Raw genomic sequence first — 24,533 nt, 5'->3', positions numbered from 1 at the left:
CGCCACCCCCCGACGTTCCGAAAGCGAGCCCGCCTTGACCACCCGCAGTGTCAGCATCTCCGAGCTGGCGTCCGTGCGCACCCGGCATCCGGAGGCCATCGCCGAGGCCGCCGCGCGCCGCGCGCGCCGACCGCTGGTGGACGACAGCGAGCGGCTGATGATCGTGGCCGCCGACCATCCGGCGCGCGGCGCGCTGGCCGTCGGCGGCGACCGGCTCGCCATGGCCAACCGGGCGGAACTCCTGGAACGCCTCGTGCTGGCCCTCTCCCGGCCCGGGGTGGACGGGGTGCTGGCCACCGCCGACGTCCTGGAGGACCTGCTGCTGCTCGGCGCGCTCGAGGGCAAGGTGGCGCTCGGCTCCATGAACCGGGGCGGGCTGGCCGGTGCCTCCTTCGAACTGGACGACCGCTTCACCGGGCACCGCGCCGAGGACATCGAGCGGCTGCGGTTCGACGGGGGCAAGCTGCTGCTGCGCATCGACTACGACGACCCCGGCTCGCTGCGCACCCTGCACGCCACCGCGCGCGCCATCGACGAGATGGCCGCCCGCCGGCTGCCCGTCTTCGTCGAACCGTTCCTCACCAGCCGGGTGGAGGGCAGGGTGACCACCGACCTGAGCGGGCCCGCCGTCGCCCGCTCCGTCGCCATCGCCTCCGGGCTCGGCGGCACCTCCGCCTACACCTGGCTCAAACTGCCGGTGACCACCGACCCCGACGACATGGCATGGGTGTGCGAGACCTCCTCGCTGCCCGTCGTGCTGCTCGGCGGCGAGGTGCACGGCGACCAGGAGGGCACCTACGAGAAGTGGCGCAAGGCGCTGAGCCTGCCGACCGTGCGCGGACTCGTCGTCGGGCGCTCGCTGCTCTATCCGGCCGACGGCGACGTGAGCGCGGCCGTGGACACCGCCGTCGGCCTGCTCTGAGGCCGGCCGAGAAGGGGCTGCACATGACGAACACCACCGACCGCTTCCACCTGCGGGCGGGCCGTGCCGCATCCGGCCCGTACGCCCTCGACATCCGCCCCGAGAGCGCGGGCTGGGACCACTCCTCGCTGCGCGTGCTGGAGCTTCCCCCCGGCGGCTCGCACACGATGGCGACCGGCGGGAGCGAGTGGATCGTGCTGCCCCTGTCCGGGGGCTGCACGGTCGAGGCCGAGGGCACCCGGCTGCGCCTGCACGGCAGGGAGAGCGTCTTCACCGCCGTCAGCGACTTCGCCTATGTGCCGCGCGACGCGGAGTTGAGGCTCTCCAGCGCGGCGGGCGGCCGGTTCGCGCTGACGGGCGCGCGCTGCACCCGGAGGCTGCCGGTCCGCTACGGCGCTGCCGAGGACGTCCCCGTCGAACTGCGCGGCAGCGGGCAGTGCTCGCGGCAGGTCAACAACTTCGCCGCCGCCGGGGTGTTCGAGGCGGACAAGCTCATCGCCGTCGAGGTCCTCACCCCCGGCGGCAACTGGTCCTCCTACCCGCCGCACAAGCACGACGAGCACCGCGAGGGGGCGGAGAGCGAACTGGAGGAGATCTACTACTACGAGATCGCCCCGCACGGCACCACCGAGGGCGTCGGCTATCAGCGGGTGACGCCCAGCGGCCACGGCGGCGGCACCGATGTGCTCGCCGAGGTGCGCGGCGGCGACGCCGTGCTGATCCCCGACGGCTGGCACGGCCCCTCCATGGCCGCGCCCGGGCACGACATGTACTACCTCAACGTGATGGCCGGACCGGGGGTGGATCGCGCGTGGCTTATCTGCGACCATCCAGACCACGCGTGGATTCGTGGCACGTGGGCCGATACACCTGTGGATCCAAGGCTTCCGCTGTACGAGGCGAAGGAATCCGCAAAGTCCGCACAGGCGCGAGGGGGCTCGCAGGAAGGGCAGGGTGAGCGATGAGCACCATCAGGCTGACCGTCGCGCAGGCGCTCGTGCGCTTCCTCGCCGCCCAGTACACCGAGCGCGACGGGGTGCGGCACCGGCTGATCGACGCCTGCTGGGGCATCTTCGGCCACGGCAACGTCGCCGGGCTCGGCCAGGCCCTCGTCGAGAGCGGACAGGGGCCCGGCGCCCCGCTCCCCTTCCACCAGGGCCGCAACGAACAGGCCATGGTGCACGCCGCAGTCGGCTTCGCCCGGCAGCGGGGCAGGCTCTCGGCGCAGGCCGTCACCACCTCCATCGGGCCGGGCGCCACCAACCTGGTCACCGGCGCCGCGCTGGCCACCGTCAACCGGCTGCCCGTCCTGCTGCTGCCCGGCGACATCTTCGCCACCCGCGTTCCCGACCCGGTCCTCCAGCAGCTGGAGGTGCCGTACGCGGGTGACATCTCCGTCAACGACGCGCTGCGCCCGGTCTCCCGCTACTTCGACCGGGTGGCGCGCCCCGAGGCGCTGGTCCCCGCCGCGCTCGGCGCGATGCGGGTGCTCACCGACCCGGCCGAGACCGGCGCCGTCACCCTGGCCCTGCCGCAGGACGTGCAGACCGAGGCGCACGAGTGGCCCGAGGAGTTCTTCGCCGACCGGATCTGGCGCATCGGCCGCCCCGCGCCCGAACCCGAGGTGCTGGCGCGGGCCGCCGAGGCGGTACGGGCCGCGCGCCGGCCGCTGCTGGTCGCGGGCGGCGGCGTCCACCACAGCGAGGCCGAGGACGCGCTGCGCGCCCTCGCGGACGCCACCGGCATCCCCGTCGCCTCCACCCAGGCGGGCAAGGGCTCGCTCCGCCACGACCACCCCTGCGACGTCGGCGGCCTCGGCCACACCGGCACCGCCGCCGCCGGTGAACTGGCCCGCGACGCCGACCTGCTGATCGGCGTCGGCACCCGCTGGAGCGACTTCACCACTGCCTCCGGCACCCTCTTCGCGCCCACCGCCCGCTTCGTCAACCTCAACATCACCGCCTCGGACAGCCACAAGATGGGCGCGCTCGCCGTCGTCGCCGACGCGCGGGCCGGGCTGGCGGCGCTGACCGGGGCGCTGCGCGGGCACCGCGTCTCCCCCGACTACGAGGCGGCCCGCGCCCGCGGCAAGGAGGCGTGGGAGCGCACCGTCGCCGAGGCGTTCGCACCGCACCCGCTGGAGGAGAAGGCCCGCCCCTCCCAGACCCAGGTGCTCGGCGCGCTCGACTCCGTCGTCGGCGACGAGGACGTCATCGTCAACGCCGCCGGATCGATGCCCGGCGACCTGCACAAGCTCTGGCGCGCCCGCTCGCCGCGCCAGTACCACGTCGAGTACGGCTACTCGTGCATGGGCTACGAGATCCCGGCCGCCATCGGCGTGCGGATGGCCGCCCCCGACCGCCCCGTGTGGGCGCTGGTGGGCGACGGCACCTACCTGATGCTGCCCACCGAGATCGTCACCGCCGTCCAGGAGGGCGTCAACATCAACGTGGTGCTCGTCCAGAACCACGGCTACGCCTCCATCGGCGCCCTCTCCGAGCAGACCGGCGCCGAACGCTTCGGCACCGCCTACCGGTTCCGCGACGCCGACGGCGGCTACACCGGCGCCCCGCTCCCCGTCGACCTGGCCGCCAACGCCGCCTCGCTCGGCATGGAGGTGCACCGGGCCGCCACCTTCGACCAGCTCCGCGAGGCGCTGGCCGCCGCCCGCGCCTCGGACCGGCCCACCTGCGTGTACGTCGAGACCGACACCGACCCGGCCGTCCCCGCGCCCGGTGCCGCGGCCTGGTGGGACGTGGCCGTCGCCGAGACCTCGCGGCGCCCGGCCGCCCGCGCGGCCCGCGCGGAGTACGAACGGCACCGTGCCCACCAGCGGCGGTACCTGTGACCCCCGCGGCACCCCTCGCGACTCCTCCGGCGCCCCGCGTGACCCCGCAGCGGACTCTGTGAGCGAGCACCACCCCGTCCCAAGAAAGGTCCCCTCCCCATGAAGACCCTCGGCCACTGGATCGGCAACAAGCCGGTCGAGTCCACCTCCGGCTCCTTCGGGCCCGTCTACAACCCGGCCACCGGCGCCCAGCCCACCCGGGTCGCCCTCGCCTCGGTGGAGGAGGTGGACGCGGCGGTGGCCGCCGCCCGGGCCGCCTACCGCGAGTGGTCCGGCACCTCACTGGCCCGGCGCACCGCGTTCCTCTTCAGGTACCGCGAACTGCTGGACGCGCACCGCGACGAGATCGCCGCGCTCATCACCGCCGAGCACGGCAAGGTGCACTCCGACGCGCTCGGCGAGGTCGCGCGGGGCATGGAGATCGTGGAACTGGCCTGCGGCATCCCCGAGAAGCTCAAGGGCGAGCTGTCCACCCAGGTCTCCACCCGGGTGGACGTGGCCGCCATCCGGCAGCCGGTCGGCGTGGTCGCGGGCATCTCCCCGTTCAACTTCCCCGCCATGGTGCCGATGTGGATGTTCCCGCTGGCCATCGCCTGCGGCAACACCTTCGTGCTCAAGCCCAGCGAGAAGGACCCCTCGGCCGCCTACCGGCTGGCGGAGCTGGCCGCCGAGGCGGGGCTGCCCGAGGGCGTCCTCAACGTCGTCAACGGCGACAAGGAGGCCGTCGACCGGCTGCTGTCCCACCCGGACGTGGCGGCCGTCTCCTTCGTGGGCTCCACCCCCATCGCCCAGTACGTCCAGGCCGAGGCCACCGCCCACGGCAAGCGCGTCCAGGCGCTCGGCGGCGCGAAGAACCACATGATGGTGCTGCCCGACGCCGACCTCGACCACGCCGCGGACAACGCCATCAACGCCGCCTACGGTTCCGCGGGCGAGCGCTGCATGGCCGTCTCCGTCGTGGTGGCCGTCGGCGACACCGGTGACGAACTGGTCGCCAAGATCGCGGAGCGGGCCCGCGCGCTGCGGATCGGGCCGGGTGACGACCCGGCGAGCGAGATGGGGCCGCTCATCACGCGGGAGCACCGCGACAAGGTCGCCTCCTACGTGGCCGGCGCCGCCGCGCAGGGTGCCGAGGTCGTCGTGGACGGCACGGGCTTCACCGTGCCCGGCCATGAGGACGGCTTCTTCCTCGGCGTCTCCCTCCTCGACAAGGTCAAGCCGGGCATGGCCGCCTACGACGACGAGATCTTCGGGCCCGTGCTGTGCGTGGTGCGGGCCGGGACGTACGACGAGGGCCTCGCCCTCATCAACTCCAGCAAGTGGGGCAACGGCACCGCCGTCTTCACCCGCGACGGCGGCGCGGCCCGCCGCTTCCAACTGGAGGTCGAGGCGGGCATGGTCGGCGTCAACGTGCCGATCCCCGTGCCCGTGGGCTACCACTCCTTCGGCGGCTGGAAGCAGAGCCTCTTCGGGGACCTGCACATCTACGGCAACGACGGGGTGCGGTTCTACACCCGCGGCAAGGTCATCACCACCCGCTGGCCCGACCCCGCCGACAGCGCCGGCATCAACCTCGGCTTCCCCAGCAACCACTGAGACGGTTCCCCCTCCGGGGACCCCGAAGGGGCGCCCCTGGTCCCGTTTCCGCCGCCGTGGCGGACCGCCGCCGTTGCTGACCGCCGCTGCGGCGGGCAGGAAAAGCGCCCCTCACCAGGACGTTCGGGCCAGGCGCCAGCCGGTAACCTCGGCGGCATGTTCGGAAATGTGAAGGCCGCCCCCGTGCGCTGGCTGCGGGCGCTCAAGGAGACCGCCCGCAGCGGGCTGACCGTGGAGCGTGCGTCGCTGACGCCGCTGCTGGCGGTGCGCGGCGCGTGCGGCCTGGCGGTCGTGGTCGGGCTGGCGCTGTGGATCGGCACGCCGCAACTCGCCGTCTCCAGTGCGTTCGGCGCCTTCGCCTCCGGCATCGCCACCTTCCAGCGCAGCTGGCGGCCCCGTCCGGTGCTGGCGCTGGCCGCCTCCACGGGGCTGGCGCTGTCCACCTTCCTCGGCTACCTGCTGGTCGCCTGGCCGTGGGCGTTCGTGCTGCTGCTGGCGCTGTGGGCGTTCCTGGCGGGGATGGCGTGGGGGATAGGGCCCACCTCGGGGGTGGTGGCCGCGTTCAACATCTCCGTCATGCTCATCACCGTCCACCTGCCCACCTCCACGCTGGGCGCGCTCAGCCACGCCGCGCTGATCGCCCTGGGCGGGGTGGTGCAGGCCGGGCTGATCGTGCTCTTCCCCATCAGACCGTGGGGCGAGCGGCGTGAGGCGCTCGCGGACGCGCTCGCCGGGGTCGCGGACTACGCCCGCCGGCTGCGGCACGACCCGATGGCGCCCTTCGACCCCGAACCGCTGATCGAGGCCCGCAGCGCCGCCGCCGTCACCCCCCGTCAGGCTCGGCGCCGGCCCCGCCAGTTGCACGGCTACCGCGCGCTGGCCGAACGGTTCCGGCCGGTGCTCGCCTCCCTCGCCGACCCGGTGGTCGGCGGCGCGCCCATGGTCGGGCCCGAACGCGACCGGGTCCGCGAACTGCTGGCCGCCGCGGCCACCGTGCTGGACGCCACCGCGCGCGCCATCCGCCGCGGTGAACGCGTCCGTCTGCCCGACCAGGCGCTGGACGTGCTCCAGGTGCCCAAGAGCGGGCCCGTGCTGACCGGTCCCGCACGGCGCGCGGGGCTGCGGCTGATCGCGCTCACCGACGACGCCGTCGAGGCCGCGCAGGAGCCGGTGGAGGTCACCCGTGGAGGGCTGTGGGGCCGGGTGACCTGGCACGTGGCCGACCGCGAGGGCCGCCGGCCCGGCCACCCCGACCGGCCGCGCACGGTGGACGCCAGCCTCGACGGGCCCTACGGCCCCGACCCCGAGGACCTCGCCGCCGAGGAGGCGGAGGCCGCCCGCCTCCAGCAGGGCAGGGCCGCGGGCGGCAAGCACACCCCCGCGGCGGGGCACGCGCTGGCCCGCGAACGGCATCTGCACATGCCCACCCTCATCGGACTGGTGCCGGTGGCCGCCCGCGCCTTCCGCCGCGAACTCCACTGGACGTCGCCCATCCTGCGGCACGCCCTGCGGGTGAGCGGGGTGGCCTCGGTCGGCTACCTGATCGGCGAGGCGCTGCCGCCCGCGCACGGCTACTGGGTGCCGCTGACCGCCGCGATGGTGCTGCGGCCCGACTTCTCCCGCACCTACGAGAGGGGCGTGGGGCGGTTCGTCGGCACGCTGCTGGGCGTCGCCGTCGCCGGGACGGTGATGGCACTGGCGAGCCCCGGCCCGTATCTGAGCGCCGCGCTGGCCGTGGTGAGCGTCGGCTGCCAGTACCTGCTGATGAGCACCGGGTACGCCATCGCCTCCCTGTGCACCGGCGCGTACGTGGTCTTCCTGCTCGGCATCCTGGGCGCCGACTGGTACCAGACCGCCTACGAACGGGTCGGGCTGACCGCCCTGGGCGGGGTGCTGGCCATGCTCAGCTACGCGCTCTTCCCCGCCTGGGAGACACCGCTGCTGCGCGACCGGCTCGCCGACTGGCTGGCGGCCACCGGACGGTACGCCATCGCCGTCATGGACGCCTTCGCGCAGCCCGCCGAACGCGCCGCCCCCCGCCAGGTCCGCGAGGCCCTGCTGGACACCCGCGCCGCCCGCCAGAACTGGGAGCAGAGCGTCAGCCGCGCCGAGGCCGAGCCCGTACGCCACCACGGCGGCCTCTCCCCGCTCTCCCGGCGGGCCGCGGGGGACGCCCAGTCGGCACTGGTCACCCTGGGGCGGGCCACCATGCTGCTGGAGGCGCACCTGCCCGACCGCGACGCCGCGCCCGACACCGGCGCGGCCGACTTCTCCGCGGCCCTGGCCCCCGCGGTCTCGGCCGCCGCCACCGCCATCCGCGAGAGCGAACCGGTCGACTTCAGCGGCGTGCACGAGGCCCTGACCCGCTGGTGGGACCAGGCCGACCACCCCCCGCCCGTCGCCCTGCGCACCGCGGAACTCCTCACCGACGCCCTGGACGACCTCGCCCAGGCCGTCGTCCCCAAGCGGGGGAGGACGGGGAGCTGACGCCCGGGGCCGGGCGGACCTCGCGCAACTGGTGCCCGTAGCGGTAGATCATGATCGGCGGCCCGCCGTCGTGCGCCGCGACCATGACGCGGTAGATGAACGGCGGCGGGCCCGTCACCTGGACGACCGTCCCGGCCTTGCCCGACTTCTCGTCCCGCACCCGGTCACCCTCGGACCACACCGTCACGCCCTTCGCCGCGCGGCGCGTTCGGCGTCGCTGTGAGCGCGGCGCAGATGCGCGCCGAAGAGCGCCTCCAGATCGGCGCGGACCCTCGGATACTTCGCCGCACCCTCGATCTGAGCGCGGTACCACGTGCAGTCCTTGCACGGACGAACTTCCACAGCTGCCTCTTGTCTTGCTGAGTTGCCCATTCGGTCCGTCCAGACTGCGTGACTGGTCGTAGTCTCACCAGCGCATCAGGGTGTACCAATCGGGAAGTAATGGCTGGGGGCGCGTGTGATCAGCAGCCAGGTGAAGCCACCGCAGACGAAGGCCGCACTGTTCGGTGTACGGCTGAGGACGTTGCGGAAGCAGCGCGGATGGAGCCAGAAGGAGCTGGCCGAGAGGGTCTATGTCACCCAGTCGCGCATCGCTCAACTGGAGCGCGGATACGGTGCGCGGCCCTCGGCCGAGCTGACGCATGCGCTGGAGACGGTGCTTGAGGCGGATGGACAGCTCGCCGAGCTGTGGCCGTATGTCTACGACGGCTCGCCGCGCTGGTCGCGCCGCTTCTTCGACCTGGCCGCCAAAGCAGTCGCCATTCGGGAGTACGTTTCGCACACGGTGCCCGGTCTCCTCCAGACGGAGGCGTACGCCCGAGCGGTGCTGGGTGTCGGGCTGGAACATCCGGACCTGCTCCACGAACGTGTCAGTCTCCGCCTGGCACGGCAGGCCCGGTTGGAAAAGCCTGACGCCCCGAAGCTCTGTCTGATCCTGGACCAAGCTGTGCTGCTGCACACCGTGGGTGGGGAGGACGCGATGCGCGAGCAGTTGTTGGCTCTGAGGGCGGCGTGCGACCGGCACTCCCTCCGCGTGCTTCCCTTCGGCTCGCGGGAACACGCGATGCTGGGCGGTTCCGTGGTCATCCTGACCATGTCTGATGGGACCGAAGTGGTGTACAGCGAAGGGGCAGACCACGGGCGGTTGCTCGAGGACCCCGCGTTGGTTGCCGCCTACACCGGAGCCTTCGAGCAGCTGCACGCCAGATCGTACGGTGAAGCGCGGTCCGCCCGGCTCATCACTGAAGCAGCGGCACGCTTCACACGTACGCGGTCCCGGCGACGTGCCGTGACGCGCACACAGTCACGACAACGTGCCGGACGGCACGTTCGGCGTCGTCCCGGTGCGTGACAGCAAGGACCCGTCCCTCACGCCGCTGGTGTTTTCAACAGCGGCGTGGGCCGCGTTCGTCACGCAGGTGCGCAACCGCGATCACCGCCCACAATTCGTCACTGATCTCCCACGGCTTTGACCGGGCCACCCTCACCCGCGAGGAACGAGATCGCCTGCCCTCCCACGGTGCCACACGAAGGTCCTGCTGCAAGAATTCCTATACGACTGACAAGCAGCCTTACTATGCGATGGTGTGGAATGCGTTTGCATTCGCAGGTGGTGGAGGGAACTCTACGTGTGCATTCGCGAGATAGCTGCGTCCGTTGCACTGGCCGTACTGATGACCGTAGGTGCCGCGGTTCCAGCGCAAGCGCACGCACAGGGGGGAGCTGCGGACCCTGGTCTTGATGCCGCAGGTGTTCACGAGGTGAGCACTGGCGACGTACGGACGGAGACCTATGCTGCCGGAGCTGGGCGTTTCGGAACCTACGGTGACCGCGTCCATATCTCGAGAACCGCGCCCAGGACCGCGTCAGCTCACGGGTGGTGGAAGAAGTTCAGCGGTCCCGGCAGCAAGGCCAAGGTGACAATCTGGCTGCAGGTGAGGGCGAAGAAGGGGAAGAAATGGCACACGGTTGCCAAGGGGGTGAAGAAGGTCAAGCCTGCCAACCCTGGCAGCAGCAAGCCACGTGCCACAGCGCGGAGGAAATGCAGCAGCAAAAAGACGCGTCAGTGGCGCAGCCTGATCGACGTCGACATCATTGGCGTTGCTGATTCGCCGGAAAAGGCGTATACCAAGCCGGTGAAGAGGCGTTGTGCTGTCTGAGGCAGGTGGTGGAGATTCCACCGGGGAGTTGGCTATGCACTGCGGAATGACTGTTGAGATCCATGGGAGTTTCAAGCCGTATCCGTGGCTTGAACGCGCCGGTGAGGAAGAGTTCCGCGATTCTGTACTGGACCTCGCGATGCAGCGAGCTGATGCCTACGGCTGGCACGCTCCCTACGGATGGCGGTCGTCAAGCGGCAGGAAATTCTTCCAGGTTCCGGATCGCTGGGCCGACTGTGACAGGGGAGGCGACTGGTCCGGCAGAACGGGAATTCGTGCTCTCGCTTGGCTGCGTGCGGACATTCCTGACGACGTTCTTCTCCCGCGTCTGCCGGTCCTGCCCATGGCTCGTGTCCTGACCGATGCCTTGGAGCGGGCAGGTGAGCCGACAGTCACCGCGCTGCGGACATACTTGCCTCTGCAGATCACCGCTGGGGACGCCGAGGGCGATTGGGAGGACATGCGCGACTGGTTCGGGCTGGCTGATCCCTCCCTGTCCGTCGACGTGCTTGTGACGGTCTCCGCTGCTCCGTCTTCTGCATGGGGCCCGCAGGAGGCTTCCCGTGTCCGTCGAGCCGTGCAGGACCATTTTGGCACAGCCGCCGAAGTAGCCGCCGCACCGCAGGACGTGACCGCGTACCTTGCCGCGACGGGGGAAGGACAGCCGCTCATCGAAGGCGCACGGCCGGCAGTGCGGCTCTTGTGCCGTGTGCGCGAGTGGTCACCTGATGTGGCGGTGTGGCTGGTGGAAGTGACAGGCGATGCGTTGAAGGCGGCGGGGCACACAATCCCCGTCATCGTCACAGCATCCCGAGCACAGTTGCCCGCCGCTGTGCCCCGCGCGCTCGGCTGAGAAATCCGAATTGCGGACCGAGACGTATGTGCGTTGGAGCGCCCTCCAGCTCGTAGCTTCCCAGGCATGCGATACACCCAAGCTCGGAATAACCGGGCTGGAAGTCTCCGCCATCGCCCTCGGCTGTATGAGCTTCGGCGAGCCGGACCGGGGCGGCGAGCCGTGGTCGCTGGGCGGGGAGGCCAGCCGGGAGTTCATCAAGCAGGCGCTTGAGGCCGGCGTTGACTTTCTCGACACGGCCAATGGGTACAGCGCCGGAAGCAGTGAGGAGATCGTCGCCCAGGCGGTCGAGGACTTCGCCCGGCGCGAGGAGGTCGTTCTCTCCACCAAGGTCTGGATGCGGATGCGCCCCGGCCCGAACGGCGCCTGGCTGTCACCTGTACCAGATCCACCGCTGGGACTACGACACCCCGATCGAGGAAACCCTTGAGGCGCTGCACGACGCGGTCAAGTCCGGGAAGGTCCGCTACATCGGAGCCTCTTCCACGTACGGCTGGCAGTTCGCCAAGGCCCTGTACCTGGCTGACCTGAACGGCCGGACCCGGTTCGTGTCGATGCAGGACCACTACAACCTCATTCACCGGGAAGCGGAGCGGGAGATGTTCCCGCTCCGCGCCGACCAGGGTATCGGCGCGATCCCGTGGAGCCCGCTGGCGCGGGGCAGGCTGACGCGGGCCCGGGACGCCGCGACAGCGCGTGCCGGGACCGACGCGGGCGACAAGATCCTCTACCGCGACGAGGACCAGGCGGTGGCCGAGCGCGTCCACGAGATCGCGGGCAAGCGGGGTCTGTCCCGGCCCAGGTCGCCCTGGCCCGGGTCATGCGCAACCCGGTGGTGACCTCGCCCATCGTCGGGGTCACCAAGCCGGCCCAGCTGGCCGACGCGGTCGCCGCGTTGTACGTCGAACTCGACGAGGACGAGGCCGCCTACCTGGAGGAGCCCTACCAGCCGCACGAGGCCGCCTACCTGGAGGAGTCCTTCTACAAGCGGCAGCCTGTTGGCGGGCTCCCGGTAGTCCGGGCCACCGCCGGGCCTTCGGCGAGTCCTCGGCCCCGGCCCTGAGTCCGGGCATCTCAGCCCGCGGCTCCCCGGAAGGACGTGGTGCCATCCGGCGGGAGGCCGCTCGGTGCCGTCGAGCCCGTCGAGGCAGCCCTCATCGCCGGGCGCCGCCCGTCACGTCCAGGGTGACGCCCGTCAGGTAGCCGGCCGCCTCCGAGGCGAGGAACACGGCGGCGGAGGCGACGTCCGACGGTTCGCCGAGGCGGCGCAGGGGATGGCGGAGGGCCAGTTTGTGCTGGGTCTCCTTGGAGAGGGACTCCCTCACCTTCTCGGTGCGGACCACGGTGGGGGCCAGGCAGTTGACGCGGATGCCGCGGGGGCCCAGCTCGGTGGCGAGCTGCTGGGTGAGGGCGACAAGGCCCGCGTTGGCGACGGTGTGGGCGAGGTTGCCCTGCGGTGCCCGGCCGCGCGCGGCGGAGAGCGTGAGGATGCTACCGGTCAAGCGTTCCCTCATGCCGGGCAGGAACGTGCGGACGGTCAGGTACGTGGCGGTCAGCTCCGTGTCGAGTGTCTGGCGCCAGCGATCCTCGGTGAGGTCGGCCGCCGGCACGGGGGCGGGGGTTCCGCCCGCGAAGGCGGCCAGGATGTCGACCGGTCCCAGTTCCTCGGCGACCCGGTCGGCCACCCGGCGCAGTGCGGCGGCGTCCGTCACGTCCGCGACGGCCCCGATCGCGGTGCCGCCCCGTTTGCCGATGTCCTCCGCGACCTGGAAGAGGGCGGTGCGGTCGCGGCCCACCAGGCAGACGGCCACGCCTTGTTCGACCAGCGCCCGCGCCGTCCCGGCCCCGATGCCCCGCGAACCGCCCGTCACCACGGCGACCTTGCCCGCCAGGTCGGGGTAGACGGGACGGGAGGGAACGGCTTCCTCGGGGGAGCCGTCCTCGTGGTCGGCGGTTGTCATCGGCGGTTCCCTTCCCTCGTGTCGTCGCTCGGGACGGCCCTCGTGGCCAGCCCCGGTGCGACCCGCTTCCACAGCTCGCCCGGAGGCCGGTTCCCCGAGGCCGGTTCGGCGCGCAGGAGGGCCTCGCCGGCCAAGGGCGCGTCGCCCACGCCCCCCTCGCGGCCTCCCGCGCCTCCGCCACCGTCCCGGCCGCCCCCGCTCCGGGTCCCGGTTCCGTTCCCGGCCCCGCGCCCGTGCTGCTGGGCCGTCCTCGCCATCGTTCGTGCCCCCGTGCGTCAACCGCTGCCGTGCGCAGCACTCTAGGCGGTGGTACGTACCGACAGCGTCCGGGGGAGGGCCGCAGGCCGCGCACCACGTACCGTGCGCCCACCGCGCGGGCCGCACACCCCGGACCGCGTGCGCGCACCGTGTTGAGCGATGAGGCCCTCTCACGCGGGCCGGTTTTGTCTCCCGGGTGCGTACGCAGGGCGCGCTGCGGCGCCTAGCCTGGGCCCGATGCTGCGTCACTGGCCGGTCGGTAGCGGGCGGGAACAGGTGGGGCTCGGAGTGCTGGCCGCACTCGGGCTGCTCGCCGTGCTGCTGTTGGTGCCCGGCTCCGGGGAAGAGGGGGCGGAGGGGGCCGGAGCACGCGGCTGTGCGGGGGCGCGCGTCACCGGCTGGCGCACCGATCCGGGCATGACCGACGCCCTGGCGCGGTACGGCGACGACAACACGCGGCCGGACGACTGGACCGGCGGCGACGGCACCCGCTCGGTACGGCTGCCGGACGGCCGCACGCTGTGGCTGTCCGCCGACACCTTCCTGGACGAGGTGCACGGCCGCGGCCGCCGGCCCGGCCCGGTCTGGGTGCGCAACTCGGCGCTGGTCATGTCGTCCGACGGCCGCTTCACCCGGACCCTGCTCGGCGGCACCCCCACCCGCCCCGCCGCGCTCTTCCCCGGCACCGCGACCCCGGACGGGCGGGAGGTGTGGCGCTGGCCCGTGCAGGCGGTGGTCGAGCCGCGGCGCCCCGGCTCCGCCGAGCGGGTGCTGCGCGTGCTGCTGTGGCAGCGGGAGGCGGGCCGGGCACCCTGGATCTACGGGGTGCCCCGGGCGACCGAGGTGGCCACCCTCTCGCTGCCCGGCCTGCGGCTGGAGGGGATCGCCCCGCTCCACCGGCCGGGCGGGACGCACGTCGAACGCCGGGTGCTCTACGGCACGTCGGCCGTCACGCACGGCGGGTGGACGTACGTCTTCGGCGCCGACGAGGGCAGCGTCGGCGGCAAGGCGTCGCGCGCGCACGTGGCCCGCGCGCCCCGGGGCCGCCTCGACGAGCCGGGCGCGTGGCAGTACTGGGGCGGGGCGCGGCACCCGGGTACCGAGGGGCCGGGCTGGCAGGACGACCCCGCCAGGTCGAGGCCGATACTCGTCGGCCGCACCGTGCAGCGGGGCGCCACCGGCACCTACTCCGTCGTACGGCACGGCGGCACCTGGCTGCTGCTGACCATGGACGCCGGGGCGCCGGAAGGGAAGGGGATCACCGACATCGTCTCGTACTGGTCCTGCGGGCCGACCGGCCCCTGGCACGGACCCGGCCGGGTGGCGCGGCCCCCGCTGCCGGAGGGCGCCGCGCAGGCCGGTGCCGTCCCCTACAACCCGCAGGCCCACCCGGAGTTCACCCGCCCCGGCACGGGGGACGGCCTGCTGCTCAGCTACGACGTCAACATCCTGGGGCCGGCCGGGGCCATCCACCGGGACGTCGCCTTCTACCGGCCGCGCTTCCTGCGGCTGGAGATCGGCCCGCCGCCGCGCCGGTGAGCCCTCAGCCCCTGGACGCCAGCACGGACGCCATGAGTTCGGCGTCGAGCAGCGCTGGGTCCGCCAGCCGGGTGGCGGCGGCGTAGGAGTTGAGCAGGGACTTGGTGACCCGCAGGGCCGCGGGGGAGCGGCGGACGATCGGCCGCACCCACTCCTCGACGGCGGCGTCCAGTTCGGCCTCGGGCACCACCCGGTGCAGCACGGCCAGCCGCTCCGCCTCCACCGCGCCGAACGCCCGGCAGGTCAGGATGAGTTCGCGGGCCCTGGCGGCGCCCACCTCGTTCAGCAGCCTGGGGAGCGCGCCGCCCCACGCGAGCGGCATACCGAGTGCCAGTTCCGGCAGCCGGAAGCGGCAGTTCTCCGCGCCCACCCGCAGATCGCAGTGGAGCACGAGGGCCAGACCCGCCCCGATGACCTGCCCCCGCACCTGCGCGATGGTGACGGCACCGGTGGTGGACAGCGCCTCGCAGACCCGGCGTGCCTTGTCGCTCGAGACACGGACACCGGCCCCGGTGGCGTCCTGGGAGAGCATCGTGGCGATCTCCCGCCGGTCGCCGCCGAGGCAGAAGTCGGGCCCCGCGCCCGAGAGGACGACGGCCCTCACCTCGGTGAGGTCGGGCAGCACGGTGAGCACGCCCAGCAGGTCGTCCAGCAGCGCCTCCGTGACGGTGTTCCCCGTCTCCGGGCAGGCCAGTTCCACCGCGAGCACCGGCCCCCGCTGTTCGACCCGGAGGTTCTTGAACGTCCCGATCACATGCTCTCCTGTCGCTCGCTCACTCGTGGACCACCTTCAGCTCCATGAGCCGACGGAACGCTACCCGCGGGGCGAAGACGGGCTCGGCACCGACCCCCAGCCGTGGGAAGCGGCGCAGCAGCCCGGTGAGCAGCGAGGTCGTCTGCAGCCGCCCCAGCGCCGCGCCCAGGCAGTAGTGCGGGCCGACGCCGAAGCTGAGATGGGACGCCTTGCGGTGGATGTCGAAGGTGTCCGGGTCGGGGTACCGGCGGGGGTCGTGGTTGGCGGAGCCGAGCAGGACGTGCACCATCTCGTCCTTCTCCACCGGGACCCCGCCGATGACCGTGGGCTCGGCGGCGACCCGGGTGCTGACGTGGATGGCGGGGTCGTAGCGCAGCACCTCCTCGACGGCGTCCGGTACGTGGGCGGGGTGGGCGCGCAGCCACTGCCACCGGTCGCGGTCGCGGGCCAGCAGCGAGACCATGACGGACAGCGTCGTCGAGGACGTCTCCAGCGACGCGATGGTGAGGAACATGGCCAGGTTGTAGAGGTTCTCGTCGGCGGCCTCGCGGTCGGGCTCGATCTCGTCCCAGGTCCGCATCCAGCGCGACACCGGGTCGTCCCCAGGGTGGCGGCGCCGGTCGCGGACGAAGGCGGTGAAGTAGTCGCGCAGGCCCGTCATGCCGACGGCGGCCGACTCCAGCTCGCTTTTGGTGGGCAGCAGTTCCTGGGCAGGCTCCAGGGCGTGCATCAACTCCCGCAGCAGGGCGTGGTCCCCGGCCGGTATGCCCATCCAGTGCCCGAGCGTGGCGACGGGCAGCTCCTCGCTCACGAGCGGGACGAAGTCGGCCTCACCCTCCTCGCGCAGCCGTTCGGCCAGCGTGTCCAGCAGCCGTTCGACGGTCGCCTCCACGAAGGGCCGCAGCGCGTCGATGGCGCCCCGGCCGAAGACGTTGCCCAGGGAGCGCCGCTGGCGGGTGTGCTCGGGCGCGTTGAGCCAGGCCAGCGTCTTGACCAGGCCCTGTACGGACGGCGCGTTCCAGCGGAAGGAGCCGGCCCCGTTCCGTGCCCGCCACGCGGCGTCGGGTACCAGCCACGTTCTGCCGTTGCGGTGCACCTGCTCGCACACCTCGTACCCGGTGAGGAGATGGGCCCCCCAGGGGGCACGGACCACATCGCCCCTTTCCCGCAACTCGTGGTACAGGGGGAAGGGGTTCGCTTGTCCACTGGGGGAGCGAAGCCGGGCGATGAGGGAGACCAAGGACCGACGGTCGGCGGATATGCCCGCGACGGCAGACTCCACGGAGTGCTCCTTTTGGATGCACGTTGACATACGGATTATGCCGAGGACATACCCCTCTCACCAGATGAACATGTGTACGACGAATTAGAACATTCGTTCACGCAAAGGCGGACATCAGGCCCGCCACCAGGACAAGAAGGAACTCCACCAGCCGGACTTTTCCTGCCCCGCACGCGGTTGTCGAGATTCGGTGGTGTTCTGTGAAGGAATTCCGGAGCCGAATGACGCGGGCGCGGGGCGCTCCACCCGGACCGGGGTGAACTGGGCGGGAAGCGCCCGCAGCGCGCGGTGGAAGGGTCCCGGCCGCCACTGCAGGCTTTCGGCGGGCACCGACAGTTCGATGTCCGGAAGATGGTTGAGCAGCGTCTCGATGGCGGTCACGGACACGAGCCGCGCCGGGTCCTTGGCGGGGCAGGCGTGCGGCCCGGCCCCCCATGCCAGATGCGCCCGCTTGCTGAGTATCTGACGGGAGGTGGACAGCGCCGGGTCGGTGTTCGCGGCAGCGAAGCTGATCAGGACGGGTTCGCCCGCCGGGAGCCGGACGCCGCCCAGCTCCACATCGCGCACCGGGTAGTGCGCCGCGTAGTTGGCCACGGGCGGGCCGTTCCACAGCACCTCGTCGATCGCGTCCTCGACCAGCATGCCGCCCCCGCGCCCCCGGAGTTCTGCTCCTCGGACAGCAGCAGCTTCAGGGCGTTGGCGATCAGGTTCTGCTGCGGCTCGACACCCGCGCCCATGAGGAGGACGAGCTGGTGCAGCAGCTCCTCGTCGCTCAGCTGGACCGGGTGCTGCATCAGCCACGAGGTGATGTCCTCACCGGGCTGCGAGCGCTTGAGCGTGACCAGGTCGACCAGGGCGCCGGTCAGCTCGGCGTTCGCGCGCTCCGCGTCCACGCCGTCGAAGATCCCCGACATCCCGGACACCAGCCGGTCGCCGACGTCGCTCGGGCACCCGAACAGCTCGTTGAACACCAGGAACGGCAGCACCTTGGCGTACTCGCCGATCAGGTCCGCCTGGCCGTGCGCGCTGAACCGCCCGATGAGGTACCCGCCGACCCGCTCCACGTGCCGGCTCAGCTGGTACAGGTCCAGCCGGGCCAGGCTCTCGGTGACGGCCTGCCGCAGCCGCATGTGCTCGGCGCCGTCGGTGAACATGCAGTTGGGCCGGTAGGCCAGCATCGGCAGCACGGGGCTGTCGGCCGGGACCCGCCCCTCGTTGAGGGCCCGCCAGCGGCGCGAGTCCTTCGCGTAGAGGTCGGGGTTCTGCAGCACCTGGAGCGCCGCCGCGTACTCGGTCACGAGCATGGCGTCCACACCCGGCGCCAGCTCCACCGGGCCGGCCGGGCCGAACTGGCGCAGATAGGCGTAGAAACGGTCCGGATCGGCGGCGAACGCCTCCCCGTACAGCGGCGCTTTGCCGGCGCCGCCGCCCTGGTGGGAGACCGGGCAGCCCGACGCGGGGCCGTGGTGCTCTGGCTGGGAGTTCATGGTGAAGTCCTAGGGGTGCCGGTTCAACAGATAGCGGACCAAGGTGATCAGAGCGTTCGCCGATGACTTCCGATCGCGGGCGTCACAGGTCACCACGGGTGTGTGGGGAAGCAAATCCAGGGCCTCGCGCAACTCCTCGGCGGGGTGCTGCCGGTGGTCGTCGAACTGGTTGACGGCGATCGCGTACTCCAGGCCGTACTGCTCGACGAGGTCGATCACCGGGAAGGACTCCTCGAGGCGCTCGGGGTCGACCAGGATCAACGCACCGAGAGCCCCGCGGGACATGTCTTCCCAGACCTGGAGGAAACGCTGCTGGCCCGGTGTTCCGAATATGTAGAGGACCAGTTTCTCACTGAGCGTGAGACGCCCGAAGTCCATGGCCACGGTGGTCGTGGTCTTCCCCCGCACGCCTTTCAGGTCGTCTATGTGCGACCCGGCCTGCGTCATGGTTTCCTCGGTGCGCAGCGGAGCGATCTCCGAAAGCGTCCCGATAAGCGTCGTCTTGCCCACCGCGAAGTGTCCGACGACGAGAATCTTCGCCGCCTTCTGCACATCTTCGGATACGTAGGTGCTGTTATCCGAAGCGAGCTTGGAGCCCATACAACACCTCCTCGAGGATCTCCCTGTCGACCAGTTCGGCGGGCGGCGGCGCGGCCCGGGTGATGAGCCGGCCCTGCTCCGCCAGGTCGGTGAGGAGGACCCGGACGACCCCGACGGGCAACCGCAGGTGCCCCGCGACCTCCGCGACGGACAGGAAGCCGCCCGAGCACAGATCCCACAGCTTGCGCATCTCCGGATCCAGCAGCCTCGGCGGCTCCTCGTCGGAGACCGTCACCAGCGTGATCATCGAGAACCTGTCGTCCTCGGGGGGCTCACGCCCGTTGGTGATGACGTACGGACGCACTAATCCGGTGTCCACCGGTTCCTGCTCTTCGGGCGTGGTCATGCGCGAGAGTCCGCGTTCTCGCGGGGCGGGGTGGTCAGCACCTTGCCGAGCTGGCCGACGAGCTGCTGCATACGGAAGGTGATGTCCGCCATGTCCACGTCCGCCGCGGCCGACAGCGCCAGATAGGCGCCCTCCCCCGCGGCGATCAGGAAGACCCAGCCGCCGTCGAACTCGATCAGCGTCTGCCGCCACTGCAGGCCGGCCTGCGGGTCGCAGAACCCGGAGACGGTCCGGCTCAGCGACTGCATGCCGCTCATCGCCGCGGCGATGGTGTCCGCCTGGTCCCGCTCCACCTCTTTGGAGCGGGCCATGAGCAGACCGTCGGCCGAGACCAGAATGGCGTGACGCGCACCGGGCACCTCAAGGGCGCTGTCGAGCATCCACGACAGATCGTTGTTCACCGCGGTTCATCTCCTTCCCGATTCACGTGTCCTTCCTGGTTCGTCCGTGCCGCGCGGCCCGACTGCGTGCCTCGCTGGAAAGCGCCCATGATCGAGGCGGTCTCCTCGCTCGACCGCGCGGGAGCACTGGGCGGGCCGGACGGTGGCACGATGGCCATGGCACTGTTGCGCCGCCGCTTGGGAAGGCCGCCGGCCGTGGTGGCCCGCGCCTGCTGGGGCTGCGGCTGCGCCGCCTGGACCGGCTGCGGTATCGGCCCCGGGTGCGGGGCGCGGGCGGGCGGCGCGGGCTGCTCCTGCGGAACGTTGGCGGTCCACGCCGCGTGCTGGGGCTGCGGTGCCTGCGCCTGCGGGGCGGGCTGCTGGACGTCCGCGGCCGGCTGCTCCCCGTCGGGGACGCTCGTGGTGAGGAGCTCGTCGGGCAGAAGGACCACCGCGCGCACTCCTCCGTACGGGGACTCCGAGTCGACCGAGACGCTGAATCCGTACCGCGCGGCCAGCACGCCGATCACCGCGAAGCCGAACTGGGGCGGGTTGCCGAGCCCGGTCACACCCGTCGAACGACGGGGCGCCAGCAGCCTGGTGGCCCGGTTCCGCTCCTCCTCCGACATGCCCACGCCCGCGTCGTCGACGATGATGCAGACGCCCTTGGGCACGGTCCGTATGTTGATCTCGACCTGGGTCTCCGGCGCCGAGTAGCTCGTCGCGTTGTCGAGCAGCTCGGCGAGGGCGAGCGCCACCGGCTCCACCGCGCGGCTGACGACCGCCACATTGCTCTGCGAGCGGATCTCGACCCGGGTGAAGTGCCGGATACGGCCCTTGGCGCTGCGGACCACGTCGTAGAGCGAGGCGACGGCACGCTGACGGCCCAGCCACCCGTCGCAGAGCACGGCGATGGCCTGGGCGCGCCGGCCGAACTGGGTGTTGGTGTGGTCGATCTCCAGGAGGTCCTGGAGTATCTGCGAGTCGCCGTACTTCTCCTGGAGCCGGGAGATGACCACCTGCTGCTCGTTGGCCAGGCCCTGCAGGGTCCGCATGGCGGTCTTCAGCGCGGTCTTGGTGGCCTCCTCGGCGCTGTTCTGCGCCTCGGCGACCGCCGCTTGGTGACCGGCCTCCAGGTTGGCGCAGTGGTCCCGCAGACCGCGGTTCTCCGCGCGGAGCCGTGCGTTCGCTCTGCGTCCGCGGTAGATCGCGGCCGCTCCGAGCGGAGCCCCGACGATCAGACCCCAGACCGCCGGGTCTTGTAGGTATTGGGTCATAAGACTCTCTTCAAACGACTGGGCAGGCTGTTCGCCCGGACGGCGCGATGCCGGCCTGGTGCGCGGCAACCGCGTTGCCGACGGCGTGGCACCCCGTACCGCGTCGGCGCGACAGCGCCTCAGCGGGGTGTGAGTCATCGGCGGATCCACCCGTGGGACGTGCCTGACGCCCCGTCAGTGTCGAGGGTAAGTCCGATGATCGTAGCACCATACGGAATTGCAACTTCCTTTTTGGGTACCGCGCTTGCGCGGTCCCGGGAGGTCATGGCAGGGCGCGTTCGTCCGGTCACGGTACGGGGTGTGAGGCGTCGCAGGAGAGTACTAGAGGCCGCGCTCCCGCCGCCGTCTTTCGGCCTCGGTGGGGCGCCTGGCCCAGTCCTCCTCCTGGTCGATGTCCGGTATGTCGTCCCGGTCCTCGTCGCGGGTCTCCTCCTCCCACAGCGCCCGGTACTTCGCGTCGCGCAGCTTGAGCAGCACGCAGGCGACCAGCGCCGAGAAGAGGGAGGCGAGAAGGACGGCGGTCTTTGTGTGCTCGCTCACCGCGGCGTCGGTGAACGCGAGTTCGCACACCAGGAGGGACACCGTGAAGCCGATGCCCGCCAGCATCGCCACCCCGGCGACGTCCGCCCAGGCCAGATCGGAGCCGAGCCGGGCCCGGGTGAAACGGGCCGTCAGGTACGTGCCGCCGAAGACCCCCGCGAACTTGCCCGCGCACAGCCCCAGCGCCACCCCGAGCGCCTCGGGCCGGTGGAAGGTGTCCGCGAGCGCCGGGCCCGAGACGCCGACCCCGGCCGCGAACAGCGCGAAGAGCGGCACCGCGAACCCCGCCGACAGCGGGCGGACCCGGTGTTCGACGCGCTCGGCGGGCGAAAGGCCCTCCGGGTCGTCCGGGTCCTCGGGCGTCACCCGCAGCAGCAGCCCCATCGCCACCCCCGCGATGGTGGCGTGCACCCCGCTGTTGTACATGAGCCCCCAGACGACCAGCCCCAGCGGCACGTACACGTACCAGCCGCGCACCCGCAGGTCCACGTGCAGGACGCGGAAGAGCACCAGCCCGGCCACCGCGCCCGCGAGCGCCGCCCAGTTGAGGGTGGAGGTGTAGAAGACGGCGATGACGAGGATGGCGCCCAGGTCGTCGACGATGGCCAGGGTCAGCAGGAACGCGCGGATGCCGGAGGGCAGATTCGTGCCGATCACGGCGAGCACGCCCAGCGCGAAGGCGATGTCGGTCGCCATCGGGACGGCCCAGCCGTGGGGGTCGCCGCCGCCCGCCGCAGTGACCGCCGCGTAGCACAGGGCGGGCACGGCCATGCCGCAGACGGCCGCCACCACCGGCAGCACGGCTGCGGCCGGACGACGCAGTTCACCCACCGTCAGCTCGCGTTTGAGTTCGATGCCCGCGACGAAGAAGAAGACGGTCAGCACCCCGTCCGAGGCCCAGTGCTCCACGGACAGATCGAGGCCCAGCGCCGGTACGCCGAAGTGGAACGCCCGTACGCTCTCGTACAGGTGCCCGAGCGGGCTGTTGGCCCACACCAGGGCCACCACGGCCGCCACCAGCAGGACCGTCCCGCCGACGGTCTCCGTGCGCAGCGCGTCGGCCAGCAGGCGGCGCTCCCTGGCGGAGGGCCGGGCGAAGAGGGAGACCCGGCCGGAGGCCGAATCCCGGCCGGGGCCGGACTCCTGTCCGGGGCCGGATTCCTGTTCGGACGCGGACTCCCGGTCGTCTCCCGGATCGGCGGCGGGCGGGGTCATGGGCGGCTCCCGGCTCGAAGGCACATGCGCGGAGCGCGGGGGATGACGACCCCGCACCGCCGACCAGACTTCCCGGCACACCCTTGTCGCTGTTGGCGCGATCCTGACGCCTCCCTGACACCGTACTGGTACCGGACCGAACGCGCACACGAGGCACGACCGGCCGTTCCCAAGGGCGCCCGGCGGCAGGGGGGAACCGCCTTGAGGGGGTCGGGGGGTGTTGATACTGTGCCTGGGATTTACCTGGCGTAGTCGCCCGTCGGTACACGGGGGAAAGAACCGGCGCACGGGGCAGTTCTCGGCACGAGACCCACACGAGGTCCAAAAGCCACGGGGGTGGTGAGGTGAAGACCCAGGAGCGAGGCGCCGCGGGAGCGGGACGCGCACCCGCGCTGACCGCTCCGGGCGGTGACCGGCTGCCGTCCGCGCCGCGGGAGCGCAAGCCGGCGCTCGCGGCACTCGCCGTCCTCCTCGTCCTGCTCGGCGCCCTCGGCGCCACCGTCCTCGTGATGCGCGCGGGCGACCGGGTCGAGGCCATCGCCCTCACCGAACGGGTGCCGCGGGGCCAGCCCGTCCCCGACTCCGCCATCAAGTCCGTGATGGTCGCCGAGGACAGCGACATCCAGTACGTGCGCTGGGAGCAGCGCGGCCTGCTCAAGAAGTACCGGGCCGCCGCCGACCTGGTCGACGGGAGCGTACTGGTCGGCAGCATGCTCACCAAGGACAAGGGCATCGAGGCCGGCAAGGCCGTGGTCGGACTCTCGCTCAAGAGCGGGCAGTACCCGCCGCGACTGGAGGAGGGCGACACCGTCTCCGCCTACCGCGTGGGCCGCCAGACGACGTCCGGCGGCTCCGACGAGCCCGGCGACGGCGGCGACGCCGGCGACGGCGGCTCCCGGGGCGGCAACCCGGCCATCGCCGAGGGCGCCAGGGTGCAGTCGGTCAACAAGGGCTCCGACGACTCGGTCGCCTCCAGCGGCAACCTCCCCGTCTCCGTCGTCGTGGACAAGAGCGACGTTCCCGAGCTGACCTCCGCCGCGTCCAACGGGGAAGTGTCGCTCGTGCTCGACTCCGACACGGGAAGCTGACGGCCGGGCGCGGTGGAACCGCCCCCGGCCGCCTCGTCGTGGACAACGGCAGGTGGACAACGGCAGAGGGTCGCCCTCCCGGGCCGGGAGACCGGGCCGGGAGACCCGGGCCGCCGCCCGGGGGAGCGGTTCGCCGGACCGTCCGGCGGGACGGCCCCGGGGCGGGGCGGGCCTGGGACGGGCGGGCCGCGGAAGGTGACGGCCGGCCGCGCGAGGGGGCGGCCGACCACATGAAGTGACACAGAGTCGAGGAAAGGCAAGAGCCGGATGGCGCTGATCGCACTCGCCGCCGACAAGGGGGCACCGGGGGTCACCACGGCCGCCGTCGCCCTCGCGGCGGTGTGGCCGCGCCGGGCCCTGCTGGCCGAGGTGGACACCGCGGGCGGCGACCTCGTCTACCGCAGCCCCGGCCCGGACGGCGGCCCGCTCGACCCCAACACCGGCATGCTCTCCCTGGCCGCCACCGCCCGGCGCGGACTCGCCCCCGAACAGCTGTGGGACCACGCCCAGCGGCTCTCCGGCGGGCTCGACGTCCTCATCGGACTGGGCAACGCCGAACAGTCGGCCGGACTCGCGGGCCAGTGGGACACCCTCGGCCGCGCCTTCGCGGCCCTCGCCGACACCCCGCACCCGCAACTGGCCGCCGACGTCATCGCCGACTGCGGACGCATCGGACCCGAGACCGCCTCCGTCGCCCTGTTCCCGCACGCCGCGCTGGTGCTGCTCGTCGCGCGGGGTGAACCGGAGCAGATCGCTCGGGTGAGGGACCGCGCACTGGCCCTCTCCGCACGGCTGCACGGCGGCCGGCGCGGCATGCAGCTCGCCCAGCCGCTGATCGGGGTCCTGCTGGTCACCGAGGCCCAGGGCGCCGCCAAGGTCGCGGGCCAGGTCAACGACATGCTGGTCGCCTCCCGGGCCGGCGCCCAGATCGTCGGCGTCCT

Annotated in this window: 19 protein-coding genes and 3 pseudogenes; 13 read left to right on the top strand and 9 right to left on the bottom strand. The window is 72.1% G+C overall.

The features are described from left to right. The first annotated feature begins 34 nt into the window (after positions 1-34). The 10 genes and pseudogenes from FM076_RS11560 (at position 35) to FM076_RS11515 (ending at position 11,928) form a co-directional block, all read left to right on the top strand. Positions 35-922 (top strand): Cgl0159 family (beta/alpha)8-fold protein, encoded by an 888-nt coding sequence (locus tag FM076_RS11560; protein WP_173870025.1) that lies wholly within the window; start codon positions 35-37, stop codon positions 920-922. Positions 923-945: 23 nt separating this feature from the next. After that, a complete protein-coding gene (iolB, locus tag FM076_RS11555) occupies positions 946-1,887 on the top strand; it encodes a 5-deoxy-glucuronate isomerase (protein ID WP_173870023.1) in 942 nt (313 codons plus the stop codon). Further along, the gene (gene iolD / locus FM076_RS11550; RefSeq protein ID WP_173870021.1) at positions 1,884-3,770 is read left to right on the top strand and encodes a 3D-(3,5/4)-trihydroxycyclohexane-1,2-dione acylhydrolase (decyclizing); all 1,887 of its coding nucleotides are present in this window, start codon (positions 1,884-1,886) and stop codon (positions 3,768-3,770) included. The genes iolB and iolD overlap by 4 nt, the downstream gene beginning before the upstream one ends. Before the next feature lie 99 nt (positions 3,771-3,869). Further along, the gene (locus FM076_RS11545) at positions 3,870-5,366 is read left to right on the top strand and encodes a CoA-acylating methylmalonate-semialdehyde dehydrogenase (RefSeq protein ID WP_173870019.1); all 1,497 of its coding nucleotides are present in this window, start codon (positions 3,870-3,872) and stop codon (positions 5,364-5,366) included. A gap of 156 nt (positions 5,367-5,522) precedes the next feature. Beyond that, positions 5,523-7,853 carry an FUSC family protein gene (locus FM076_RS11540; RefSeq protein ID WP_173870017.1) on the top strand — a complete coding sequence of 777 codons (2,331 nt, stop codon included), beginning with the start codon at positions 5,523-5,525 and terminating at the stop codon, positions 7,851-7,853. A gap of 457 nt (positions 7,854-8,310) precedes the next feature. Further along, positions 8,311-9,204: a Scr1 family TA system antitoxin-like transcriptional regulator gene (locus FM076_RS11535; protein ID WP_173870015.1), complete on the top strand. Its 894-nt coding sequence runs from the start codon at positions 8,311-8,313 to the stop codon at positions 9,202-9,204. Beyond that, positions 9,167-9,325: a DUF397 domain-containing protein gene (locus FM076_RS11530; protein WP_173870013.1), complete on the top strand. Its 159-nt coding sequence runs from the start codon at positions 9,167-9,169 to the stop codon at positions 9,323-9,325. The genes FM076_RS11535 and FM076_RS11530 overlap by 38 nt, the downstream gene beginning before the upstream one ends. 288 nt (positions 9,326-9,613) lie before the next feature. Beyond that, complete coding sequence (locus FM076_RS11525) at positions 9,614-10,012, top strand: hypothetical protein (RefSeq protein WP_173870011.1); 399 nt, start codon at positions 9,614-9,616, stop codon at positions 10,010-10,012. 46 nt (positions 10,013-10,058) lie between these two features. Further along, a complete protein-coding gene (locus FM076_RS11520) occupies positions 10,059-10,865 on the top strand; it encodes a hypothetical protein (RefSeq protein WP_173870010.1) in 807 nt (268 codons plus the stop codon). A 28-nt stretch (positions 10,866-10,893) separates the two neighbouring features. Next, positions 10,894-11,928: pseudogene (locus FM076_RS11515) on the top strand (aldo/keto reductase). Between the two features lie 91 nt (positions 11,929-12,019). Here FM076_RS11515 and FM076_RS11510 read toward each other — a convergent pair. Then, positions 12,020-12,826: an SDR family NAD(P)-dependent oxidoreductase gene (locus tag FM076_RS11510; RefSeq protein WP_173870008.1), complete on the bottom strand. Its 807-nt coding sequence runs from the start codon at positions 12,824-12,826 to the stop codon at positions 12,020-12,022. A 495-nt stretch (positions 12,827-13,321) separates the two neighbouring features. On the opposite strand from FM076_RS11510, the gene FM076_RS11505 reads away from it, so the two are divergent. Then, positions 13,322-14,623 carry a DUF4185 domain-containing protein gene (locus tag FM076_RS11505; protein WP_173870006.1) on the top strand — a complete coding sequence of 434 codons (1,302 nt, stop codon included), beginning with the start codon at positions 13,322-13,324 and terminating at the stop codon, positions 14,621-14,623. 4 nt (positions 14,624-14,627) lie between these two features. Here the strand turns inward: FM076_RS11505 and FM076_RS11500 are convergent, their stop codons facing one another. The 8 genes and pseudogenes from FM076_RS11500 to nhaA all read right to left on the bottom strand — a co-directional run bounded on the left by FM076_RS11500 (position 14,628) and on the right by nhaA (position 22,504). Beyond that, on the bottom strand, positions 14,628-15,377 hold the full coding sequence (locus FM076_RS11500) for an enoyl-CoA hydratase-related protein (protein WP_173870004.1): 750 nt from the start codon (positions 15,375-15,377) through the stop codon (positions 14,628-14,630). Between the two features lie 19 nt (positions 15,378-15,396). After that, positions 15,397-16,659, bottom strand: coding sequence for a cytochrome P450 (locus FM076_RS11495; protein ID WP_345944954.1), 1,263 nt, complete (start codon positions 16,657-16,659; stop codon positions 15,397-15,399). Between the two features lie 114 nt (positions 16,660-16,773). Then, positions 16,774-18,146, bottom strand: a pseudogene (locus tag FM076_RS11490) (cytochrome P450). A 9-nt stretch (positions 18,147-18,155) separates the two neighbouring features. Then, the gene (locus FM076_RS11485; RefSeq protein WP_173870000.1) at positions 18,156-18,746 is read right to left on the bottom strand and encodes a GTP-binding protein; all 591 of its coding nucleotides are present in this window, start codon (positions 18,744-18,746) and stop codon (positions 18,156-18,158) included. Beyond that, positions 18,721-19,092: a DUF742 domain-containing protein gene (locus tag FM076_RS11480; protein WP_173869998.1), complete on the bottom strand. Its 372-nt coding sequence runs from the start codon at positions 19,090-19,092 to the stop codon at positions 18,721-18,723. Before FM076_RS11480 ends, FM076_RS11485 begins: the two co-directional genes overlap by 26 nt. Then, entirely contained in the window at positions 19,089-19,493 is a 405-nt protein-coding gene (locus FM076_RS11475; protein ID WP_173869996.1) for a roadblock/LC7 domain-containing protein, read from the bottom strand. Before FM076_RS11475 ends, FM076_RS11480 begins: the two co-directional genes overlap by 4 nt. Further along, entirely contained in the window at positions 19,490-20,749 is a 1,260-nt protein-coding gene (locus tag FM076_RS11470) for a sensor histidine kinase (RefSeq protein ID WP_173869995.1), read from the bottom strand. Before FM076_RS11470 ends, FM076_RS11475 begins: the two co-directional genes overlap by 4 nt. A gap of 321 nt (positions 20,750-21,070) precedes the next feature. Beyond that, positions 21,071-22,504 carry a Na+/H+ antiporter NhaA gene (gene nhaA, locus FM076_RS11465; RefSeq protein WP_173869993.1) on the bottom strand — a complete coding sequence of 478 codons (1,434 nt, stop codon included), beginning with the start codon at positions 22,502-22,504 and terminating at the stop codon, positions 21,071-21,073. A 344-nt stretch (positions 22,505-22,848) separates the two neighbouring features. Here nhaA and FM076_RS11460 point away from each other — a divergent pair, with 344 nt between their 5' ends. Together FM076_RS11460 and FM076_RS11455 are read left to right on the top strand one after the other, a co-directional pair. Next, positions 22,849-23,592 (top strand): hypothetical protein, encoded by a 744-nt coding sequence (locus FM076_RS11460; protein WP_173869991.1) that lies wholly within the window; start codon positions 22,849-22,851, stop codon positions 23,590-23,592. Positions 23,593-23,859: 267 nt separating this feature from the next. Beyond that, positions 23,860-24,533, top strand: a pseudogene (locus FM076_RS11455) (hypothetical protein); the annotation flags it as partial.

The organism is Streptomyces albus subsp. chlorinus, from assembly GCF_013302895.1.
Classification (GTDB): Bacteria; Actinomycetota; Actinomycetes; order Streptomycetales; family Streptomycetaceae; genus Streptomyces; species Streptomyces chlorinus.
Note: the sequence above shows the minus strand (reverse complement) of the source record. Positions and strands in the feature narration are given on the sequence as shown.

Bases quoted from the DNA above. Each gene is read 5' to 3' on its own strand.
- FM076_RS11470 (WP_173869995.1), bottom strand. From the start codon at position 20,749: ATGACCCAATACCTACAAGACCCGGCGGTCTGGGGTCTGATCGTCGGG.
- FM076_RS11480 (WP_173869998.1), bottom strand. From the start codon at position 19,092: ATGACCACGCCCGAAGAGCAGGAACCGGTGGACACCGGATTAGTGCGT.
- FM076_RS11510 (WP_173870008.1), bottom strand. From the start codon at position 12,826: ATGACAACCGCCGACCACGAGGACGGCTCCCCCGAGGAAGCCGTTCCC.
- iolB (WP_173870023.1), top strand. From the start codon at position 946: ATGACGAACACCACCGACCGCTTCCACCTGCGGGCGGGCCGTGCCGCA.
- FM076_RS11505 (WP_173870006.1), top strand. From the start codon at position 13,322: ATGCTGCGTCACTGGCCGGTCGGTAGCGGGCGGGAACAGGTGGGGCTC.
- nhaA (WP_173869993.1), bottom strand. From the start codon at position 22,504: ATGACCCCGCCCGCCGCCGATCCGGGAGACGACCGGGAGTCCGCGTCC.
- iolD (WP_173870021.1), top strand. From the start codon at position 1,884: ATGAGCACCATCAGGCTGACCGTCGCGCAGGCGCTCGTGCGCTTCCTC.
- FM076_RS11485 (WP_173870000.1), bottom strand. From the start codon at position 18,746: ATGGGCTCCAAGCTCGCTTCGGATAACAGCACCTACGTATCCGAAGAT.
- FM076_RS11520 (WP_173870010.1), top strand. From the start codon at position 10,059: ATGACTGTTGAGATCCATGGGAGTTTCAAGCCGTATCCGTGGCTTGAA.
- FM076_RS11545 (WP_173870019.1), top strand. From the start codon at position 3,870: ATGAAGACCCTCGGCCACTGGATCGGCAACAAGCCGGTCGAGTCCACC.
- FM076_RS11540 (WP_173870017.1), top strand. From the start codon at position 5,523: ATGTTCGGAAATGTGAAGGCCGCCCCCGTGCGCTGGCTGCGGGCGCTC.